Source organism: Streptomyces sp. NPDC090088 (genome assembly GCF_044747345.1).
Lineage (GTDB): Bacteria > Actinomycetota > Actinomycetes > Streptomycetales > Streptomycetaceae > Streptomyces.
This window is the reverse complement of sequence record NZ_JBIVDZ010000011.1, coordinates 52314-67205: the sequence shown is the minus strand read 5'-3', so window position 1 is coordinate 67205 and position 14892 is coordinate 52314. Positions and strand designations below refer to the sequence as shown.

The following is a 14892-nucleotide window of genomic DNA, read 5'->3' as shown; positions in this document are numbered from 1 at the left end:
CGCCCGTCGGTCAGGCGGCGGCGACCGGCTCCCCGGCGAGCAGCCTCCTGATGTCCCGGACGGCTTCCCGGCCCGCGCGGTTGGCGCCGATGGTGCTCGCCGAGGGGCCGTACCCGACGAGGTGGACGCGCGGATCGGCGACCGCGCGGCTCCCGTCGACCCGGATCCCGCCGCCCGGCTCGCGCAGCCGCAGCGGTGTCAGATGCTCCAGGGAGGCGCGGAAACCGGTGGCCCAGAGGATGACATCGGCCTCGACATGCCGCCCGTCGTCCCACTCCACCCCGTCCGCGGTGATGCGGTCGAACATCGGCTGCCGGTCCAGGACGCCGTCCTTGAGGCCCTGCCGGATCGCGTCGTTGAGGGGCAGCCCGGTGACCGAGACCACGCTCCGCGGCGGCAGCCCCTGCCGTACCCGCTCCTCCACCAGCGCCACCGCGGCCCGGCCCGCGCCCTCGTCGAAGGGGCCCTCGCGGAAGACCGGCGGCCGCCGGGTGACCCAGGTGGTGGACTTCGCGAACGGGGCCAGCTCCAGCAGGTGCTGGGTGCCGGAGGCGCCACCGCCGACGACCACGACCCGCTTCCCGGCGAACTCCTCCGGCCCGGCGTACCGCGCGGTGTGCAACTGCCGCCCGCGGAAGGTCTCCTGACCCGGATAGCGCGGCCAGAACGGCCGGTCCCAGGTGCCGGTGGCGTTGATCAGCGCCCGCGTCGACCAGTCGCCGTGGTCGGTCTCGACCAGCAGCCGCCCGCTCTCGCCCTCGCGTACCGCGCGGACGTCCACGGGTCGCCGTACCCGCAGGCCGAAGGTGTGCTCGTACTCCGTGAAGTAGGCGCCGATCACCTCGGCGGACGGCCGCGCCGGATCGGCCCCGGTCAGCTCCATGCCCGGCAGTGCGTGCATCCCGTGCACCTTGCCGTACGTCAGCGACGGCCACCGGTACTGCCAGGCGCCGCCCGGGGCGGGGGAGTGGTCCAGGACCACGAAGTCGCGGTCCGGCTCGAAACCGGTGCGCCGCAGGTGATAGGCGCTGGACAGACCCGCCTGACCGGCGCCTGTGACGACCACCTCGACCTCACGCGCATTGTTCACGCTTCTACCAACAGAGGGGTGGCCATGGATCTTCCCCACAGGGTCGCGCCGCAGTCGGCCCGGCGCATGGGCCAGGATGGGGGCATGTCGGATGCCTTCACCACACGCGAGATCCATGTCGCCACCGGAAGCCGGGAGCGGGTCGTCGACCTCACCGGAGACTGCGAGACCTTCCTCCGCGAGGCCGCGGCCGGCCGCGACGGACTGCTGAACATCTTCGTCCCGCACGCGACGGCCGGCATCGCCGTCATCGAGACCGGCGCCGGCAGCGACGACGACCTGCTCGCCGCCCTGCACACCCTGCTCCCCGCCGACGACCGCTGGCAGCACCGCCACGGCACCCCCGGCCACGGCCGCGACCACGTCCTCCCGGCCCTCGTCCCCCCACACGCCACCCTGCCGGTGATCAACGGCCGTCTGGAACTGGGCACTTGGCAGTCGGTGTGCCTGGTCGACACCAACAAGGACAATCCTTCGCGCAAGGTCCGCTTCACCTTCCTCGCCGGCTCCTGACTCATTGACGGAAATCGTGTACGCCAGGGCGAGTTGGCTATACGAATGGTGCTGTGCACTCACTGCGTCGGCGTGACAACCGGTGGTCACTGACGGTTCGGATGCTGATCCACCTGCTGCCCGGTGTGGCGATCGGGGCCGGGGCGCTGCTCGGGCTGGCCTCCGCCGACCGGGTCACACCCACCTCCGTCGTTCTCACCGTGCTGCTGGTGGTGAGTGGCACAGGGGTTCCGCCGATCGTCGACCGGCTCCGGGAACGAGCCGCACTCCAGACCGAGCACGCGGAGCAGTTGCGCGGTCACTTTCGCCCGAGAGGGCGGGGTGTTCTGCCGTCCAGCCTCAGGGAAGGCTCTTACTTCGCGGGGCGGACCCAGGCGCTGGGCGAGTTGACGGAGTGGATCAACGGCCAGGGTCCGGACGTCGCGCGCTCCCGCGTGGTGACCGGGGCACCGGGGTCGGGCAAGTCGGCGGTTCTCGGACGGCTGGTGAGCACGGCCGACGCCCGGACGCGCAGCGAGACGCCCACGGCGCCGGACCAGGCGCTGCCGCGGCTCGGCGCCCTGGGCGCCGCATTGCATGTGCGGGGCCGCACGGTCGACGAGGTCGCCACAGAGATCTCGCGGGCGCTGTCCGTCGACGAGACCACAGCAGGTGGTCTGCTTGCCCGGCTCCGAGATGCCCGGGCACGCCGGGACACTGTGGTGGTCGTGGACGGCGTCGACGAGGCGGCCGACGCCCACCGGCTCATCGTCGACCTGCTGGAACCCCTTGCCGCGGCGGCCGGCCGGACGGGCATACGCCTCCTCGTCGGCACCCGCCCGGGAGGCGAGGACGACCTGTTGCGCCTGTTCGCGGGTTCGGCCCGAGTCGTCGACCTGGACGAGGCCCGCTATCTGGACCGGCGTGACATCGCCGAGTACGTCCGGCTGACGTTGGTCGCCGAGAGCGATCCGCAGATCACCACTCCCTACCGGTCCCGCCCCGGGCTCGCCGCGTCCGTCGGCGCCGCCGTGGCGGTTCGCTCCGGTCGCAGTTTCCTGGTGGCGCAGCTCACCGCGCTGTCCCTCATGGCGGCGGGCGAACCCGTCGACACGAGCAGCGCGGGTTGGCAGGAGGCGTTTCCCACCACGGTCGGTGCGGCGATGGAACGCTACCTGCAGGACGTACGGCCCGGCGGACCGTGGCTGCGCGACCTGCTGATGGCGCTGGCCTGGTCACAGGGGGACGGCTTCGACGACCCGCGCACCTGGGCGGCCGCGGCCACGGCACTGGGGACCGACGTCTACTCGGAGCGCGATGTCACCCGGTTGCTCCTGGACACCGCGGCGACCGACCTGTTGCACCGCACCGAACGCGGATCGGGAGTCCGGTTCCGGCTCTTCCACGAAGCGCTCGGCGAACACCTGCGCCAACTCAGCGTCCGGCAACGTCCGGCAGCCGAGATCCACCGGCGTCTCGCAGAAGTACTTCTCGAGCGCCTGTCGGCGGCAGCCGCGGGCGGGCCGGTCTGGGCGGACGCCGACGCCTACACGCGCACGTACCTGCCCTTCCACGCGGGAGAGGGCCACGTGCTCGACACTCTGCTGCGTGATGCGGGGTTCCTGGCCGCGATGGACCCGGCCCGCCTGCTGGCGGCCCTGTCGGCGGTGCGTACCCCGTCGGGCCGGAGAGCGGCCCGCACGGTCCAGCGGGTCGGACAGCAACTCCTCGTGGCGTCCGAGGACGAGCGTGTCTGCTACCTGGAGATGGCGGCGCGGATGGCCGGCGACGAGGAACTGGCCGCCGGGCTGGCCACCGCGTTTCCCGACCGGCCCTGGACGGTGCGCTGGGCGCGTTGGGACGACCTCGTCGCGACGCGCATGCTCGGGCACCACGACGACTACGTCGTCGCCCTCGCCACCGTCGAGCACCCGAGGGGCCCTGTGGTGCTCTCGGCGAGTGCGTGGGCCGTGCAGGCGTGGTTCCTCAGGGACGGCGCGCCGTTGGCGTCAGGGGTGCACGAACCCGAGTCGGCCATCATCCATATGACAGCCTTCATGGAGAGCGACGGCATCGCCGTCCTCACCCTGCACGACGACGGCCGTCTGCTGCGTACGGTGCCGGGCGCGGCCGACCGCCGGAGTGTGATCGCGGACCGGCGGGCCCCGCACGGTGTGTGGCCCGCCGTGCTGGGCGGCGAGGCCGCGATCGTGACGGTCAGCGAGGAAGGCGTCATCGAGGTGCTGTCCGCCGAGGACGGCGGGCTGCTGGAGCTTCCCCGCATTGTTCTCGGCGATCAGGAACTGGTCCTGACCGTGGGCGATGCGGGTGGACGCTGTCTGGCCGTGGTCGCCACGGAGAGCGGTGAGGTCAGCACGTTCGACGTCGGGACCGCCCGGCCGATCGGCGAGCCGTTCAGGGCCGTTGTGGAGATACCGACCTGGCGTGCCGACGTACACATCTGGACCGCTTCCGTAGGGGAACACGAGGGCGCACCGGTGGTCCTTCTCGGCGCACAGACCGGTCACGCGATCGCCTGGGATCCGGTGCGGGCGACGAGGATCGGCGCATCGGATCGCGGAGGAGCCGGCGTGTTCTCCAGTCTCGCCGTCGGCGGCCCCGGCGATCAGTGGTGCTGGGGCGACTGGAACGGAGACCTGATCGTTCGTCCGTCGGGCCAGGGGGAGACAAGGCGATTTGCCGTTCACGACGGCGGCGTGCAGTCCCTGGCGCAGTGCGAACTGGACGGCACCAGCTGGGTCGTCACGGGCGGCCGTGACGGCGCCGTCCGGGTCTGGGACAGCCGCACTCCTTCTCCGGAAGCACCGGCGGACGAGTACTACGAGGTGGTCGCCGGAGTCGGTGAGACGGGCGCCCACTGCGTCGCGGCGCTCGGCGTGGACGGAGACCTCGTCGTCTTCGACACGGAGACGGGCGACGTCCTCGCGAGGCTCGAGGCATCGGCCGAGAGGCGTTACCGCGGTGCGACGGCCCTGCCCGGTGACCCGACGGCTTTCGTCACCCTGGACGCGGAGGGGCGCGTCGCTCTGCGGCGGTTCCCGAACGGTCAGGTGGTGTACGAGAGCCGACTCCCGGGGCAGGAGGAGTGGGCCCGTATCGCGGTCCTGGAGCGTGAGCAGCCGCTCCTGCTCGTCACCTCCCTCAGCGGTCGGTTGGGGTTCTTCGACCTGGCCTCGGGCGAGGAGGTGCGGCCACCACTGCGATGCCACCGGGGCAGATTCTCCGTGGCCCCGCTTCCCGACCGGTCGGACGTCGCCCTGCGATTCGTCACCTGGGACTGGGCGAGACAGGAAACACGCCTGTGGACCCTGGCCGGCGACGAAGCCGGGTGTGTGGATCTGACGTTCCCGGGCGATGGGGAGGGCCCGTCCAGGACCGCGGCCGTCTCCATCGGCCGCTGGGGCCGGGACTCGGTGGTCGTGGGTGTCGGGTCCTACTCACGTGTGGTCGTGTGGAGTGCCGAGGACGGGTCACCGATCACCCAGGCCCAACTGGAAAGCGGGCATTACATGGAGCTGACGGACGTCGACCTGGCTCGGTACGGGGAGCGTGAGATCGCTGTCACCGGCGGCCACACGTGCTCCGTCGGACTCTGGTCCTTGGAGAACCGACAGGAGCACCACGTGCGGGTCGGGTCCCCTCTCTGGCGAACCAGGGTCCTGCCCCCGCGTGGAGTGGTCATGACCGGACCGCGCGGCATCATGGCGGTGGAGCTCGGTCCTCGCACATTCGACCGACTCGTCGAGCCGCGTGCCTCTGGAAACTGACGCCGAAGTGCTCCTCGACCACATCCGTGCGCGTGGCGTTGCCGAACGGTCAGTACGCCGCGTTCAGCAGATCGAGCGTGCTCTGCTGGCGTGCCGCGTCCGTCTGGTCGAGGGGCCCGTACCAGTGCAGTCCGTACTGGTCGAGGGCGTTGCGGTCGTTCGCATATGCGGTGTCCGCCGGGCGCTTGAGGTAAGCGGTGTACGGGTGGTCCGGCAGCACCGAGTTCAGCCTGCCGAGGCCGCGCACGTCCGCACCCTTGAAGGACGGTCCGTCGGCTCCGCAGTCGCCGGTCTCGCAGGGGTCGCGCAGGATGCCGTCGGCGGTGTGGAGCTGGGAGGTAGTGGTGGCGGCGTCGGCGATCCGCCGGGCGTCGGTGAGCAGGGCGGTGTCGCCGGTGGCCCGGTGGAGCTCGGCGAGGGCGCCGAGGAGGACGCCCTGGTTGTAGGACCAGACGGCCTGTCCGTTGTTGCCGCAGGTGGACAGGTCGATGCCGTCGTTGACCAGGTGGGAGCCGTTGACCATGCCGGTGCCCTGGAACCAGGTCCAGCCGGCGCGGGCGCGGCCGAGGTAGGCCGTGTCGCCCTGGACGCGGTTGTGGAGGGCGGCGTTGAGCTGGATGTAGAGGGAGTTGGCGATCGCGTTCTTGTACGTCTTCGCGGTGCTCCACCACACCCCGCCGCCGCAGGTGGTGTCCCAGTAGGCCGCCATGTGGTCGGCGTCCGCGCGGGCCGTGTCGAGATAGCGGGTGTCGCCGGTGAGGTCGTAGGCGGCGACCCAGGCGAGGCCCCACCAGCCGGTGTCGTCGATGTAGTCGTTGCGGAACTGGCCGCCCTGGGCGTTGATGTTGAGGTCGTAGGTGCGGGCGATCGCGTAGCGGTAACTGCCCATGCCCGTCACGCGGATGTTGTCGATGACCGCGGTCAGGGCGTTCGCGGAGTTCCACCAGCCGGTGGTGTCGAAGAGGCCGGTTCCGTAGTCGTAGAAGGTCATCAGGCCGGTGGCGGCGGCGGTGCGGGGCTCGCCCGCGTTCCAGGTGGTGCGAGCCCAGGGGGTGCAGGCGATCTCGGCGCGGTCGCCGGCCTTTCCGCAGGCGCGCAGGGCGCCGACGCCGAGGTTGTTCCAGTCGTCGACGTTGTACATGAGGGTGCGCCAGCCGCGCTGCCCCGTGGGCACGGTGGTGTCGCCGAGCCTGCTGCCCCAGCTCCAGGTGCGGCCGCCGTCGAAGGAGCGGTCGAGCCACACCTCGTCGCCGGGGTCGCCGTTGTCGAGGGAGGCCCAGCCCATGGCGTCGGTGTCGTCGAAGTGCAGGACGATCGAGCGCCCGTAGACGCCCGCCGTGACCGGGGTGCGGTCGCCGGGGGAGAGCGCGGGGTCGCGGGTGTCGCAGTACTTGTTGCAGACGGTGGCCGTCGCGGAGGTGCCGGCGGCCACCGCCGGGGGTGCGAGGGGGAGGAGGGCGGCGAACAGCGCCGGGGCGAGCGCTGACGCCAGCCGGCGCAGGGGGCGGAGTCTCGGTCGGCGGACGGGGGACATCGGGCCTCCCTGCGTCGGGGGACGGGTGTGAGAGCGCTCTCGGACCGTAGGGAAGGGACGGGGAGGCGTCAATGTCGCTCACGGGTACGGAAGTTGCACCCAGGTCTGCACTAAAGGGCACCAGCCAGCACCTCGGCGGCGGCGACCCCGGAGGCGGCCGTGGCGCCGTGCGTGAAGATCTGGGCGGCCGAGGGGACGACGGTGCCCGGCAGGCCCATCTCCACGACGATCGCGTCGGGGCGGGCGGCGAGAAGATCCGCGAGGGCCCGGGCCATCCACTTGTGCCGGGCGGCGTCGCGGACCACCACGACCAGGGGCCGTCCCGCGGCGGGTGCCAGCGCCTGTGTCTGGAGGGTGGTCGCGTGCGCTTGGAGGTCCTCGCGGCGCACCCGGACGGAGGTCGTCCCGGGCAGCCGCTCGCCCAGCGGGGCGGCCACGCCCCAGGGGGTCTCCTTGCCGATGGCGAGGTTGGTGGCGGGCGCCAGCTCCACCACGTGCGGTGCGGTGACCAGGGGGAGGGCGTGCCGTACGGCGCCGGTCAGCCGGATGGCGCGGCGGGCGGCGGCGAATCCGATGCCGCCGTCGCCCCAGGGGGCGAGGCCGACCGGGGTGAGCCCCGCCGACCAGGCCGCGAACTCCCGGACGCGACGGCTCGCCGTCACGAGTCGTTCCTCCGGCAGGTCCCCCGACCGGACGGCGTCCGCGAGGGTGTCCACGAGCAGGCCCACGGTGGCCTCCTCGGCGTTCTCGCCGCCGACGCAGACGGCGTCGGCACCGGCGGCGACGGCCCTGACCGTGGCCCCGCCGATCCCGTAGCGGCCGGTCACCGCACCCATCTCGATGGCGTCGGTGACGATCACTCCGTCGAACCCGAGCTCCTGGCGCAGCAGTTCCTCCAGGATGCGCCGGCTCAGGGTGGCGGGCAGGTCGGGGTCGTAGGCGGGCACCAGCAGGTGACCGCTCATCACCGCGCGGACGCCCGCCTCGATCGCCGCGCGGAACGGCGGCAGGGCCTGCTCGGCGATCCGGGCGCGGTCGGCGCCGTACACGGGCAGGCCGTGGTGGGAGTCGACGGCCACGTCGCCGTGGCCGGGGAAGTGCTTGGCGCAGGCGGCGACCCCGGCCGACTGGAGCCCCCGGATCCAGGCCCCGGTGTGCCGCGCCACCACCTTGGTGTCGACGCCGAAGGATCTGACCCCGATGATCGGGTTGTCGGGGTTGGAGTTCACGTCCGCACTCGGTGCGTAGTCGAGGCTCACCCCGGCCGTGCGCAGCTGGCGTCCCAGGTCGGCGGCGACGGCCTCGGTCAGGTCGGTGTCGTCCACGGTTCCGAGTGCGAAGCTGCCCGGCCGGGTGGAGCCGGTCGCCGACTCGATCCGGGTGACGTCACCGGCCTCCTCGTCGATCGCGATGATCAACTCGGGGTTCTCCGCGCGTAGTTGCCCGGTCAGCCGGGCGACCTGTTCGAGCGTGACGATGTTGCGGGAGAAGAGCACGACCGACGCGAGCCCGTCCCCGATCTCGCGCAGCACCCAGTCGGGGGCCTCGGTGCCCACGAACCCCGGCTGCAGGACGGAGCGCGCCAGCTGACGCAACCCCTCGCTGTGCGTACGGGAGACCATAGCGTGCACCCTCCTGTTGGTACAGACCAATGCGTTGCCGCTCAGGCTAGCCGTGCTGTCAAGTGGGCCCGGATCGCGCCCTGTTGGCGGATAAGCGCCCTCAACTGCGGTGTTTGACACATCGAGTTGGTCTAGTCCAAGTTGGTTGCAACGCGAGTTCGAAGAGGGGCTGGTGCGGCCCGTGGTGCAGTGATGCCGCCGCGCGTCCCCGCCCCGCACTCCGCGCAGTTGGCGACCCGGCTGGGTCGCCGGTACCCGAGAACGAGGTGTGGAGCACCGTTATGCCCACGACTGACCGTTATCTCCATCGAGCCCCCTCGGACACCCCCTACTTCAGCTCGGACGGCGAGACCTATCTCGCCCCGACACCCCTGCGGGACCTGAAGAAGACCCGCCCCCTGCGAGTCCTGTCCGAAGAGGACCTCGCCTTCTGGCAGACCTATGGCTACGTGGTGGTCAAGCAGGCCATCCCCGCCGCGTCGGCCCGTCGACTGCTCGACTTCGCCTGGGAGTTCCAGGGCCTCGACCCCGAGCGGCCCGAGACCTGGTACGAGGAGCGCGAGTACCGCTCCGACCTCGACCGCGAACTGCACATCTACGGCTTCGTCGAGGCCTACCACCACCAGCTCATCTGGGACAGCCGCCAGACACGGCGGGTCTACGACGCGTTCGTCGACGTCTGGGACTGCGAAGAGCTGTGGGTGACGCTCGACCGGCTCAACCTGAACCCGCCCAACATCAGGAACCGTGACCGCGCCCTGATCCCGCGCACGGACGAGGGCTTCGACATCGAGCTCCACTGGGATGTCGACACCACACTCGGCGTCCTGCCGCAGCGGGTCCAGGGAATCATCGCCCTGACCGACACCAGGCCGGAACTCGGCGGCTTCCAGTGCTGCCCGGAGCTGTTCAAGCGGTTCGACCAGTGGAAGGTCTTCCAGCCCGAGGACCGCGACCCGATCCGGCCCCGGATCGACCGCGCGGAGTTCCCCGTGGTCCGACCGGAACTCGAAGCCGGCGACCTGCTGATCTTCAACGGTCTGCTGGCGCACGGCGTGGCACCGAACACCGCCCACGAGCAGGTACGCGCGGTCCAGTACCTGTCGATGATGCCGGCCCTGGAGTCCCACGAGACGCTCCGGAGGTCGCGGGTCGAATCCTGGCGCACCCTCGCCACACCCGACTGGAACGGAACGCTGCTGGGCGACGCCACCCGCCACGAGTCCCTGCGCTACGGGCGGCCCGAACTCGACGAACTCGGCGCCAAGCTGCTCGGCCTCAGGTCCTGGACCGGAGCGGACCTCGACGGGGCGACACCGCCGGCCGGAGAAGAGACATGCGCCGAATCTGCCTGACCCTGCCGACCAACAGGCCCTGCGCGGCGACGATCACGGCCGTGGCCGAGGAAGCGGCCTACGCCGTACGGCACTTCGACGTCGAGGTGCACCTCCTGATCCTGGACTCCTGCCCCGCACCGGCCCACGCGGAGCACGCCGATACCGTGCGCCGGATCCCGGAGGACCCGCGGATCGTCGTACACCACCTCGACGAGGCCCAGCAGCGGGACTTCCTCCGGCGCGCGATCGACCGGTCCGCGGCGACGAAACCCGACCTCCTGCTGGAGCTGATGCTCCCGGCCGGTGTCTCCTACGGCGCCTGCACCAACCGGGCCTTCCTCCTCGCCGCAGCGCTCGGCTGCGAGTCGGTCCACCGCAGGGACTCCGACAGCCGGTACCAGGCCATGGACGGCGCGCCTGTCTTCCCCGTCCACCACGAACTGCTGTCACTCGGCAGGCGCGCGGCCGACGCGGCCCCGCACGTCACCGAGACCGCACTGGCCGCCGGCCACCTGGACCGCCGCGTCGCGATGGTCGGCAGCTCCTTCGTCGGCGAACTCTCCGTCGACATCGGCGACATACTCCGCATCGACCCCGACGTCTACCACGACATGGTCGGCCTCTGGGCACCCGCCGACTGGTCCGGGGAGCAGAAGAGGGAACTCGTCGAGGAGTCCTTCCGAGGCGCGGGCACCGACGCCTTCACCACGGACCGCTCCACCCTCACCCTGGTCGACCCCATGCGCGTGGACATGTGCAACATCGCCTTCCACGGCGTCCACGAACGGGTGCCCCTGCCGCCCGCGACCGACACCATCGGCAGCGACTACTTCCTGATCCACCTGGTCCACGACGCCGCGCTGCCGGGCGTCCTGCACAACCGGAACATCGTCAACTACTACACCGGCGAACGCCGCACCGACTCCGGATTCACGGCGTACCAGCTGCGCTTCGTCAAGTTCCTGCTGTCGATGCTCTACTTCAACTTCGTCTACGACCGGATGGCGCGGGCCGGTGCGTCGTTGCTCGACGGACAAGGGCGGGTACGCCCGTCCGTCGTGGCCGAACTGGCCAGGCGGAGCGCGAGTCTGGACCGGACCGAGAACATCCACCGGCTGGACGTCCTCGACACCGCGTACCGGAAACTGGGCGGCAGATACGCCGAGTTCGCCGGCCTCCTCGGGCAGCGCCGCGAACGCCTCCTGGACGAGGCACGCGGCGACATCGAGGACTTCGCCCTCCTGGTGGAGGCGTGGGAGCCGCTGGTGCGGGCGGCCGCGCTCACGTCCGTACCGCAGCGGCGGTGAGGGCGACGATGGCGCACGAGTCCGCACCGCTGCGCGCCGCGCTGGCGGGCGCCACCGAGGACCGGATCTTCTTCGACCTGACCGGAATCGAGAGCCGCTACGACACCCTCCGGCGCGAACTGCCCGGCGTCGCCGTCCGTTTCGCCATGAAGACCTGCCCGGTGGACGAGGTGCTCGCCCATCTGGCCCGCAAGGGCGCGGGGGTCGACGGGGCGAGCCCCCGCGAGCTGGAGCAGGCGCTGCGCGCGGGCGTCCCGGTCGAGCGGACGCACTACGGCAACACCGTCAAGTCCGACCGGGACATCGCCGATGCCCATCGCCTCGGCGTCCGGGACTTCGCGACCGACAGCGTCGAGGACCTGGCGGCCGTCGCGGCCCATGCCCCGGGAGCCCGCGTGTTCTGCCGGCTGGCGACGAGCGGCGACGGGGCGCTGTGGGGACTGAGCAACAAGTTCGGCTGCTCGCCCGCGGACGCGGTACGGATCCTGCAGACGGCACGGGAGACGGGACTCACGCCCTCCGGACTGTCCGTGCACGTCGGCTCCCAGCAGATGACGGCCGACGCCTGGCACAGCGCCGTCGAGTGCCTGGCGGACGTGCTGACCGCCCTCGGCCGGCGCGGGATCGTCCTGGACCACGTCAACCTCGGCGGCGGGCTGCCGGCCCTCGGCTACCTCGACCGGTACGGCCTGCCGCTGGAACCCCCGCTGGACAAGATCTTCGCCGTCATCCGCGAGGGGATGCGCCACCTCAGAAAGGTCCACGGCGAACACCTCGCGTTCGTGATGGAGCCCGGGCGCCACCTCGTCGCCGACCACGGAGCCATCCGCGCCCATGTGGCCCGCCTCGCCGAGCGCCGAGGACCCGACGGCGAGCGCCGGCACTGGCTCTACCTGAGCTGCGGCAAGTTCAACGGCCTCTACGAGATGGACGCGCTGCAGTACCCGCTCGTCTTCCCCACCCACCCCGACGCCGAGTACGTTCCCGCCGTCCTGGCCGGTCCCACCTGCGACAGCGACGACGCCTACCCCCAGGGACACGCCCTCGTCCAGGTCCCCCGGGAACTGGCGTCCGGCGACCCCGTCTGGCTGCTCTCCACCGGCGCCTACGCGATCAGCTACACGACCCAGGGCTTCAACGGCTTCGCCCCGCTCCCGTACACCTGCGTCGGCGGAGGACACCCGTGAGCGGCGACGGCGTGGGCATCCGCCCCATCACCGACGCCGACTGGGACGCCATCGCCGCCATGGAATCCCGTGCCTACACGGAACTCGGGCTCTCCGAGGGGCAGGCGGCCCTGAGGGCCAGGGCGGACGCCTCACCGGAGACCTGCTTCGTCCTGGACGTCGACGCGCGGCCGGCCGGGTACGTGCTGGCCCTGCCGTATCCGCCGTTCAGTTACCCCGGTCTCGAACGAGCGGAAGGGGTCGAACGGGCTGAGGGCTTCGTGCGGGCTGAGAGGTCCCCGGTTCCCGCGCACCGGCCGCGCAACCTGCACCTGCACGACATCGTCGTCGCGGAGCGGCTGCGCGGCGGGGGACTGGGACAGCGTCTCCTGCACCACCTGACCCTGACCGCCGGGTCGCGCGGCTTCGAGCGGATCTCGCTGATCGCCGTGGGCCGCAGTGAGCCGTTCTGGACGAGGCGCGGGTTCACCGCGTACCCGGGGATCGCTCCGGGCGGATACGGCGCGAACGCCGTCTACATGTCCCGTCCGCAGGTCCGCGGCGACGGCCGAGTCGACGAAACGAGTTGATGTGCGTGTTCCCTGTCCATGACCCCTTCCAGCGCGGCCGGCTGGCCATCGCCGCGCTGTTCTGCTCCCTCGGCTTCCAGTACGCCACCTGGGCCGCGCGGATCCCCGCGATCAAGGCGGACCTCGGGCTGACCGCGGCCGAGGTGGGGGTGCTGCTGATGGCGGCCGGTATCGGCGCGGTGGCGTCCTTCCCGCTGGTGCCGGTGCTCATGCGGCGGCTGGGCTCGGCACGCCTGGCCCTGCTGTCGGCCCTCTGCCTGGCCCTGCTGCTCCCGGCGCTCGCCCTCGCGCCGGACTATCCGGTCGCCCTGCTGGTCATGGTGGCCGACGGGGTGTGCGTGGGATGCCTGAACGTGGCCATGAACGCACAGGGAACGGCCCTGGAGACCCGGTACGAACGCACCACCATGGCCAAGCTGCACGCCACGTTCAGCGCCGGCTCGCTGCTCGCCGCGCTGCTCGCCTCCGGCATGAACGCGGCCACCTCCTCCGTCACGGCCCACTTCGGCGTGGCCGCCGCGGTCCTGGTCCTGCTGGCGGCCGTGGCGCGCACCGGTCTGCTCGTGGACGAGGCCCCGGCGGCGGAGAAGCAGAGCAGGAGCCGCACCGGCTGGAGCCTCCCGTCCCGGGTGACGCTCTGGATGTGCTGCGCCATGGCCTTCGGCACGGTCACCGAGGGCGCCATGAACGACTGGTCCGCCCTCTACCTGAGGGAAGTCGCCAAGTCCTCGGCGGAGTTGGCGCCGATGGGTATCGCCGTCTTCTCCGGCATGATGGTGCTGGCCCGGCTCTTCGCGGACGGCTGGCGCAACCGCTGGGGTGACGGGCGGGTCGTGCTGTTCGGCAGCGCCCTGGCCGCCGCCGGGCTCGCCTTCGCGCTGGTGAGCGGCGGAGTGGTGGCCGCCCTCGTCGGGTTCGCCTGTGTCGGACTGGGCTGTGCTGCGGTGACCCCGTGCGTGTATGTGGCCGCGGCGAAACAGGGCTCGGAGGCGCTGGCCCTGGTCGCCGCCATGGGCACGACGGGTCTGCTGGCCGGGCCGCCGCTCATCGGTTTCGTGGCGAACTCGAGCAGCCTGGTGTGGGGCCTGGGAGTCGTCGCGACCGCGGCGGTCGTGGTCTCCCTGTGCAGCACCCGGATCCAGTGGACACCGGCGAGCGGCTGACAGGTGTCCCGCCCCGGTCGGTCAGGCCGGCTTGCGCCACACGGAGATGTGCTTCGAGGAGTCGTGCACGAACGGGGACCCGTCCCAGTCCGCGACGCGCCGCTCCAGCTCCAGGCCGGCGAGCCGGGCCATCAGGTCCAGCTCCGCCGGCCAGGCGTACCGGTGCCGGGAGTCGTCACGGCGGTAGCGGCCGTCCTCGCCGTCGCGGGTGAGGTGGTGCGAGACGAGGATCTGCTCGACCAGGTCGAAGGTGTCGAACCCGAGATGCCCCGCGGAGACGTCGAACGGCACCGCGACCTGGCCGGGCGGCAGCAGCCGCAGCGGCGGCACCCCCAGCTCGATCACGAAGCGGCCCCCGGGCACCAGATGCCGGGCGGCGTTGCGGAAGCACTCGACCTGCTCGTCCTGGGTGAGCAGGTTCGAGATGGTGTTGTACACGAGATAGACCAGGGAGAACTCACCGGGCACGGTGGCCCTGGCCATGTCCCCGATCACGACCGGCAGCGTCTCCTCGTCGGCCTTCCGCCGCAGTACCGCCGCCATCGGCTCCGAGTACTCGATGCCCGCCACGGGCACCCCGCGCTCCCGGAGCGGAACTCCGACCCGGCCGGTCCCGATGGCGAACTCCAGCGCCCGGCCGTCTCCGGCGAGTCCGGCGAGGAAGTCGACGGTCGGCCCGAGCACCGCGGCCGAGTTCATCCCGGTCTCCTCGGCGTCGTAGCGCTCGGCCACGGCACGGCTCCACAGCTCACTGGTCGTCATGATCGCCCACTCTGCCGGGTGCCCGAGGAGACTGTCCACGC

At 71.6% G+C, this 14892-nt stretch carries 11 protein-coding genes; 7 read left to right on the top strand and 4 right to left on the bottom strand.

All coding sequences use genetic code 11. The features are described 5' to 3' along the window. Positions 1 to 10: 10 nt before the first annotated feature. A complete protein-coding gene (locus ACIPSJ_RS42595) occupies positions 11 to 1090 on the bottom strand; it encodes an NAD(P)-binding domain-containing protein (protein WP_401354165.1) in 1080 nt (359 codons plus the stop codon). Positions 1091 to 1174: 84 nt separating this feature from the next. Between ACIPSJ_RS42595 and ACIPSJ_RS42590 the strand changes: the two genes are divergently transcribed. Together ACIPSJ_RS42590 and ACIPSJ_RS42585 are read left to right on the top strand one after the other, a co-directional pair. Next, positions 1175 to 1603 (top strand): secondary thiamine-phosphate synthase enzyme YjbQ, encoded by a 429-nt coding sequence (locus ACIPSJ_RS42590; RefSeq protein WP_355711988.1) that lies wholly within the window; start codon positions 1175 to 1177, stop codon positions 1601 to 1603. 101 nt (positions 1604 to 1704) lie between these two features. Continuing rightward, on the top strand, positions 1705 to 5370 hold the full coding sequence (locus tag ACIPSJ_RS42585; protein ID WP_401354163.1) for an AAA family ATPase: 3666 nt from the start codon (positions 1705 to 1707) through the stop codon (positions 5368 to 5370). Between the two features lie 49 nt (positions 5371 to 5419). On the opposite strand, the gene ACIPSJ_RS42580 is transcribed toward ACIPSJ_RS42585, so the two are convergent. Together ACIPSJ_RS42580 and ACIPSJ_RS42575 are read right to left on the bottom strand one after the other, a co-directional pair. Beyond that, positions 5420 to 6904 (bottom strand): glycoside hydrolase family 76 protein, encoded by a 1485-nt coding sequence (locus ACIPSJ_RS42580; protein ID WP_401354161.1) that lies wholly within the window; start codon positions 6902 to 6904, stop codon positions 5420 to 5422. 110 nt (positions 6905 to 7014) lie between these two features. Beyond that, positions 7015 to 8526: a glycoside hydrolase family 3 protein gene (locus ACIPSJ_RS42575; RefSeq protein ID WP_401354158.1), complete on the bottom strand. Its 1512-nt coding sequence runs from the start codon at positions 8524 to 8526 to the stop codon at positions 7015 to 7017. 281 nt (positions 8527 to 8807) lie between these two features. Here ACIPSJ_RS42575 and ACIPSJ_RS42570 point away from each other — a divergent pair, with 281 nt between their 5' ends. From ACIPSJ_RS42570 to ACIPSJ_RS42550, 5 genes are read left to right on the top strand one after another with little or no spacing between them, the layout of a single operon-like run. After that, positions 8808 to 9881, top strand: a complete 1074-nt coding sequence (locus ACIPSJ_RS42570) for a phytanoyl-CoA dioxygenase family protein (RefSeq protein ID WP_359219729.1) — start codon at positions 8808 to 8810, stop codon at positions 9879 to 9881. Continuing rightward, positions 9863 to 11170 carry a DUF6271 family protein gene (locus tag ACIPSJ_RS42565; RefSeq protein ID WP_401354156.1) on the top strand — a complete coding sequence of 436 codons (1308 nt, stop codon included), beginning with the start codon at positions 9863 to 9865 and terminating at the stop codon, positions 11168 to 11170. Before ACIPSJ_RS42570 ends, ACIPSJ_RS42565 begins: the two co-directional genes overlap by 19 nt. A gap of 8 nt (positions 11171 to 11178) precedes the next feature. Then, complete coding sequence (locus ACIPSJ_RS42560; RefSeq protein WP_359219827.1) at positions 11179 to 12357, top strand: type III PLP-dependent enzyme; 1179 nt, start codon at positions 11179 to 11181, stop codon at positions 12355 to 12357. Next, a complete protein-coding gene (locus ACIPSJ_RS42555; protein WP_401354154.1) occupies positions 12354 to 12926 on the top strand; it encodes a GNAT family N-acetyltransferase in 573 nt (190 codons plus the stop codon). The genes ACIPSJ_RS42560 and ACIPSJ_RS42555 overlap by 4 nt, the downstream gene beginning before the upstream one ends. After that, the gene (locus ACIPSJ_RS42550) at positions 12926 to 14089 is read left to right on the top strand and encodes an MFS transporter (protein ID WP_365694478.1); all 1164 of its coding nucleotides are present in this window, start codon (positions 12926 to 12928) and stop codon (positions 14087 to 14089) included. Before ACIPSJ_RS42555 ends, ACIPSJ_RS42550 begins: the two co-directional genes overlap by 1 nt. 21 nt (positions 14090 to 14110) lie before the next feature. On the opposite strand, the gene ACIPSJ_RS42545 is transcribed toward ACIPSJ_RS42550, so the two are convergent. After that, positions 14111 to 14851, bottom strand: a complete 741-nt coding sequence (locus ACIPSJ_RS42545; RefSeq protein ID WP_401354150.1) for a class I SAM-dependent DNA methyltransferase — start codon at positions 14849 to 14851, stop codon at positions 14111 to 14113. Positions 14852 to 14892: the final 41 nt, after the last annotated feature.

Excerpts from the sequence above, each read along its gene's own strand:
- ACIPSJ_RS42590 (WP_355711988.1), top strand. The coding sequence starts at position 1,175 with ATGTCGGATGCCTTCACCACACGCGAGATCCATGTCGCCACCGGAAGC.
- ACIPSJ_RS42585 (WP_401354163.1), top strand. The coding sequence starts at position 1,705 with ATGCTGATCCACCTGCTGCCCGGTGTGGCGATCGGGGCCGGGGCGCTG.
- ACIPSJ_RS42580 (WP_401354161.1), bottom strand. The coding sequence starts at position 6,904 with ATGTCCCCCGTCCGCCGACCGAGACTCCGCCCCCTGCGCCGGCTGGCG.
- ACIPSJ_RS42575 (WP_401354158.1), bottom strand. The coding sequence starts at position 8,526 with ATGGTCTCCCGTACGCACAGCGAGGGGTTGCGTCAGCTGGCGCGCTCC.
- ACIPSJ_RS42570 (WP_359219729.1), top strand. The coding sequence starts at position 8,808 with ATGCCCACGACTGACCGTTATCTCCATCGAGCCCCCTCGGACACCCCC.
- ACIPSJ_RS42565 (WP_401354156.1), top strand. The coding sequence starts at position 9,863 with ATGCGCCGAATCTGCCTGACCCTGCCGACCAACAGGCCCTGCGCGGCG.
- ACIPSJ_RS42560 (WP_359219827.1), top strand. The coding sequence starts at position 11,179 with ATGGCGCACGAGTCCGCACCGCTGCGCGCCGCGCTGGCGGGCGCCACC.
- ACIPSJ_RS42550 (WP_365694478.1), top strand. The coding sequence starts at position 12,926 with ATGTGCGTGTTCCCTGTCCATGACCCCTTCCAGCGCGGCCGGCTGGCC.
- ACIPSJ_RS42545 (WP_401354150.1), bottom strand. The coding sequence starts at position 14,851 with ATGACGACCAGTGAGCTGTGGAGCCGTGCCGTGGCCGAGCGCTACGAC.